Source organism: Streptomyces sp. NPDC060198, from assembly GCF_042728415.1.
Taxonomy (GTDB): domain Bacteria; phylum Actinomycetota; class Actinomycetes; order Streptomycetales; family Streptomycetaceae; genus Streptomyces.
The window spans coordinates 1-5,124 of sequence record NZ_JBHWZJ010000445.1 but is presented as its reverse complement, the minus strand read 5'-3'; the positions used below and the strand labels follow the sequence as shown (position 1 = coordinate 5,124).

Annotated in this window: 5 protein-coding genes and 1 pseudogene; 3 read left to right on the top strand and 3 right to left on the bottom strand. The window is 72.6% G+C overall.

From position 1 onward, the window contains the following. Window positions 1-231: histidine phosphatase family protein (locus tag ACFWEP_RS31285; protein WP_387375159.1), on the top strand; the 231-nt coding region annotated here is incomplete at its 5' end. 476 nt (window positions 232-707) lie between these two features. Here the strand turns inward: ACFWEP_RS31285 and ACFWEP_RS31280 are convergent. Further along, a complete protein-coding gene (locus tag ACFWEP_RS31280) occupies window positions 708-1,919 on the bottom strand; it encodes an undecaprenyl/decaprenyl-phosphate alpha-N-acetylglucosaminyl 1-phosphate transferase (protein WP_387375157.1) in 1,212 nt (403 codons plus the stop codon). 395 nt (window positions 1,920-2,314) lie between these two features. Further along, window positions 2,315-2,803, bottom strand: a complete 489-nt coding sequence (locus tag ACFWEP_RS31275) for a carboxymuconolactone decarboxylase family protein (protein WP_387375156.1) — start codon at window positions 2,801-2,803, stop codon at window positions 2,315-2,317. A 77-nt stretch (window positions 2,804-2,880) separates the two neighbouring features. Here ACFWEP_RS31275 and ACFWEP_RS31270 point away from each other — a divergent pair. Together ACFWEP_RS31270 and ACFWEP_RS31265 are read left to right on the top strand one after the other, a co-directional pair. Next, window positions 2,881-3,909 (top strand): annotated as a pseudogene (locus tag ACFWEP_RS31270) (pirin family protein); the annotation flags it as partial. 18 nt (window positions 3,910-3,927) lie between these two features. Then, on the top strand, window positions 3,928-4,269 hold the full coding sequence (locus ACFWEP_RS31265) for a GNAT family N-acetyltransferase (RefSeq protein WP_387375161.1): 342 nt from the start codon (window positions 3,928-3,930) through the stop codon (window positions 4,267-4,269). Between the two features lie 398 nt (window positions 4,270-4,667). Here ACFWEP_RS31265 and ACFWEP_RS31260 read toward each other — a convergent pair whose 3' ends face one another. After that, window positions 4,668-4,994: a hypothetical protein gene (locus ACFWEP_RS31260; protein WP_387375154.1), complete on the bottom strand. Its 327-nt coding sequence runs from the start codon at window positions 4,992-4,994 to the stop codon at window positions 4,668-4,670. Window positions 4,995-5,124 lie beyond the last annotated feature (130 nt).

The following is a 5,124-nucleotide window of genomic DNA, read 5'->3' as shown; positions in this document are numbered from 1 at the left end:
AGGCTGGACTCCCTCACCGGAGCGGACGGAGGCGAGGACGGGCGGATCGTCGCGGTCGCCGAACCCGCGGTCGTGCGCGCGGCGGTCGTGCACGCAGTGCCTCTTCCTGCGACGACGTTCTGGCGCCTCGACCTGGCGCCACTCTCCCTCGTCACCCTCACCGGCCGCTCCGGCCGCTGGAACCTCTCGCTGGGCGCCGCACTCCCGGACACCGACGCTCCCTCTGCCTGAATTCCGGAGCGAGCGATCCGGCCCCGGATGCCGCCATCTGCCCGCACGGCCCCGCCCGAAGGGCCGTATCCGCACGGCCCTTTCCGCACGCCCTGATGCCGCACGCCCTGATTCCGCACGGCCCTTCGCGGTCGCCCTCCCCCACCCGGGGCATCGGCCCGCGCGCGGCCGCGAAGCCGAGGGAGACGTCGCACTGCCGGCGGAACAGCCGGCGGCTCTTCGTACCCCGGTGGAACCGGCTGCGGCAGCGCTACCAGGTGGCCTCCCCGTTGGAGTACCTCGCACGCCGGTACAACATCCCCACCCGGCAGGCGCCGGCGTGGAGCGGCACCCACGTCAGCGACCCGCAGCAGACGTACGCGCTGACGACACGGTCCTTCCGGCCCGGAGCCCGGTTCCGGCGAGGCCTCCGCGTACCCGGTGGCCGAACAGGTCCGACCCCGGTGCGCGACGCCCCAGACGCCGGTGCCGATGTGTCAGCGCCGGTCTCCGGCCAGGTCCGCGGGGCGTCCATCGGCCGGCTTCCTGGTGCCGGCGATGTGCGGTGCCGGCGCTCGTGGGGGCGTCCCCGGCTTCCGCTCGGGGGCGCCCTGCTGCGCGGGGCCGGGAACCGCGGCCGCGTGCCGGGTCGAGGTGGCCGCCGCGGTGACCGTGGCCTTGACGGACGTGGAGGTGCCCGCGGGCTTCCGGCGGATGCCGGTACGCGGCGCGGGCGGGGAGTACACCGGCACGCGCGACAGGGCCACGACCGCGACGCCGACGGCAGCGGGCAGCGCCAGACCGATCGCCGGGTGGAGCACGTCGGTGTGGATCAGCGTCCCGGTGGCGGCGCAAGCCGCCGTCGCCAGGATCAGGGTGACCGCCGCTCCCCGCGGGGTCAGCCGCAGGCGGCGCAGGCGGTGGACGGCGTGGTCCTGGGCCGGTGTCAGGAGGGGCCGCCCCGCCTTCCGCCGCGACAGCAGGACAAGGACCAGATCGGCGAGGGCCACCGTCATCAGCGCAGGTACCGAGACCCATGCGGCGCTCCCGGACGGTGCGCCGGCGAGCAGCAGCAGGACGGATCCGGCGAGGAGGAAGCCCGTGTAGCGCGAGCCGCAAGAGCCGTAGAAGACGCGCGCGGGGGGCCAGTTGTACGGCAGGACGCCGGACACGGAGGCGGCCACCACGGCGAGCAGCAGCACGGTTCCGGGGTGGTGGTCGGCCGCCGCGCACGTGAGCAGTCCGGCGGCCAGGACGACGGTCACTCCGGCCGCCGTGCCGTCGGAGCCCTCCAGCAACTGGAGCGCATGGGTGAGGACCACCATGAGTGCGGCTCCGAACACCGCTGCCACCGGGGAGAGTCCGGAGAACGCCGCCACGAGTGCTGCCAGCACGGTGTGGAAGACCAGTTCGATGCGGGCGCCCACCGGGCGCAGCTCCTTCACCAGCCCGAGCACCGCGACCGCGGCGGACGCGGCGAGCAGGAGGCGCACGCCGGATCCGGGCTCCGGAAGGCCCAGTCGGGGCGCGGCGAGCATGACGCCGGTGGTCGCCATGACGACCGCGACGCCCGTACCGACGGTTCGCCGGGGCCCTCGGCGGCCACCCTTCGCCGCGATGACCGGGGCAAGTCCGCGGACGACCGCGGTGAGTGCCACGGTGATCACCAGCGCGACAGCCCCGGAGATGATGACGCCGACCACGTTCACCTGCTCTGCCTTTCCTCGTTCCTGGCCCCGTGGCGTCGTCCGCCGTGCGGAACGGCCCCGCACGGCACCCTCGGAACGCGTTACCGGGGCGGCGCACCGCGCCACCCGAGTGGAGTCGTTCCACAACCTAAGGTGCACATGTCGGGATATGCCCCAAATAACACGCAGAGGGACACTTTGATTGGAGTTCGACGAGAAACCGAACAGTTGAACATCAGACAAGACGGCTACGGTCGACCGTCCTGAACGCGGTCACACGGCGACGCGGTCACGCGGTCACACGGCGACGCGGTCACGCGGTCACGCGGTCACGGCACGGTTGCGGCATCCGGCCGCCACCGGCATCGGACCCGCCTTCCGCCATCCGGGAGCGCCTCGGCCGGATCGCCTCGTCATCACTGCCCGGGAAGGGCACGCACCGGGTGCTTGCTCATGATGGAGACCCGGTTGAAGGCGTTGATGGTGACGGCCACCCAGATCACGGCCGCGATCTCGTCGTCGGAGAGGGTTTCCCGCGCCAGGGCGTAGGAGCTGTCCTGGAGCGCGGCATCGGCGGGGTTCGTCGTCGCTTCCGCCAGGGCGAGGGCCCCGCGCTCCTGCGCGGTGAACACCTCGGTGTCGCGCCAGGCTGCGAGCACCCCCAGGCGCCGGGCCGTGTCGCCCGCGCGCAGTGCGGCGCGGGTGTGCACGTCCAGGCAGAAGGCACACCCGTTGATCTGGGAAACCCGCAGGTTGACCAGCTCCACCAGGGTGCGGCCGAGCCCGGCCTCCTCCGCGACGGCACGGACGGCGTCGGAGGCCGCCACCAGAGCGTGGTAGGCCTTCGGGCTCTGCTTGTCGATGTAGATCCGGCGCTCGCCGCGGGCCGCCTCGGTACCGTTCACCGTGTCTCCTCAACCGGGGCTCGTCACCCCTCCACCACCCCGCACGCCCGGACGGACGGCGGCTTACCATGCAGAGCATGATCGTTGAACATGAAAGCACCTTTGGCTGGAGTGGGACGCCGGGGGCCGCGGGCGGCCCCGGTAGCGGCCGGATCACGCGGCCCGATGCGGCCGGAGAGCACGGCGGTCCGGCCGGGCCCGCCCGGGTGGAGGTACTCACCCCCCGGGACGTACCCCTCGGAGGCCCTCGGGCGATGACGGTCCGGCGCACCCTGCCGCAGCGGGCCCGTACGTTCATCGGCGCCTGGTGCTTCATCGACCACTACGGTCCCGACGACGTCGCCGAGACGGGCGGGATGGACGTGGCTCCCCATCCGCACACCGGCCTGCAGACGGTCAGCTGGCTCTTCAGCGGGGAGATCGAACACCGTGACAGCCTGGGCAGTCACGCTTTCGTGCGCCCGGGCGAGCTCAATCTCATGACCGGCGGCCTGGGAATCAGCCATACCGAGGTCTCCACCACCGGCACCACGATTCTGCACGGTGTCCAGCTGTGGGTAGCGCTCCCGGAGGAACACCGGCACACCGGCCGTGACTTCCGCCACCATGCCCCCGGAGCGGTACGGGTCGACGGCGCCGTCATCAGGGTGTTCCTCGGGTCGCTCGCCGGGGACACCTCCCCCGTGCCGACGTTCACACCGCTGCTCGGCGCCGAACTGGTCATCGAACCCCGCGCGACCGTCACACTGGACACGGACGCCGGGTTCGAGCACGGTCTGCTCGTGGACCGGGGGAGCATCCGCATGGGTGAAACCCTGCTCGGCACGGCCGAGTTGGGCTACGCAGGTCCGGGGTACCGCACGATGACGCTGACCAACGAATCGGATGTCCCCGCCCGGGCCGTGCTCGTCGGCGGAACACCCTTCGAAGAGAAGATCGTCATGTGGTGGAACTTCGTGGGCCGCAGCCACCAGGACATCGCCGAGGCACGCGAGGCGTGGGAGGCGGCGTCGAGTCGCTTCGGTCACGTGGACGGCTACCCCGGCGACCGTATCCCCGCCCCAGCCCTGCCGAACGCCACTCTCGCGCCGCGAGGCAACCCACCCCTCGACGAAAGGCATTCCATGAACCAGCCCGCCGCCACTCCGAGCGTCCAGCGTGTCGACTCCAGGCACCGCTACGAGATCCACGTCGACGGCGTCCGCGCCGGACTGACCGCCTACCGCGACCGCGACGACCAGCGGGTCTTCTTCCACACGGAGATCGACGACGCGTTCGCGGGCCAGGGCCTGGCCTCCGTCCTCGTGGAGGAGGCGCTCGGGGACGTACGGGCCTCGGGGAAGCGGATCGTGCCGGTCTGCCCCTACGTCGCGAAGTTCCTCACGAAGCACACGGAGTTCGCCGACATCACCGACCCGGTCACCCCGGAGGTCCTGGAGTGGCTGGAGTCGGCCCGCTCCCACTGAAGTCCGTCCCGCGGTTCGTGGTGGGTCAGTGCGGCGTCGGACGCCGCGCCGCAAGGCGCAGGAGCGTCCGCGTGCTGGATGTGACGAGACGTTCCGACGACGCGGCGAGGTGCCGCGTCCGACGCCGCACACCCGCCAGGACTCGCGGGACAGCCGTGGGACCGGGCCGGAGAGCCGGTTTCGGTGCTGTGCGCCACAAGGCGGACGAGGTGGCCCACCCGGAACGCCGACACCCGGCGACAAGGCCGCGAGGCACGGTGCCGGGGCACCTTCGAGCCCTGCACGGAGCGGAAGCCCGGGGCGGCCGGTCGGCCACCACCTGGTTCCACCCCTTGGACCCTGCCTCGCGGCCGCACGGGGCTCCGACCTCGTACAACAGGGGCACGCCAAGCGGCCCGTCAAGCGAAACGGGTCAGCTCGCGCATCAACTGCCGGGCCTCCAGCAGAAGTCCTCCGCCCACGGCCGCTGCCGCGCCCTCCTGGAGGCGGAACGTGTCGGACAGCACCCGCAGGGAGGCCCACGCCCGGTTCGCCGCCGACTCGTCACGCTCGGGGACCACCCCCTCGAAGGACAGCGGCGCACCTTCCTGCGCGCATACACGCGCTGCCTGATCCAGCACGTCCGCCAGGTCGGCGAGGAAACGCGGGGACGGCCCGGGTAGCTCCGCGTCACCGCCACCGATGCCGCTCAACGTCCGTGTGACGGCGAGGACGCGCGAGGACACGTGCCCCCACCGCATGTCCTCCGAGACGGGCGGAGGCGGCGGCCCCGCCCCCCCCCGACGGCGGGGGGGGTTGAGCCGGGCGCCCCCCCACGCCCAAGAGCGGGGCGCGGCCCCCCCCAGGAGCGACAGC

Coding starts and splice junctions, on each gene's coding strand:
- ACFWEP_RS31265 (WP_387375161.1), top strand. CDS start 3,928: ATGAACCAGCCCGCCGCCACTCCGAGCGTCCAGCGTGTCGACTCCAGG.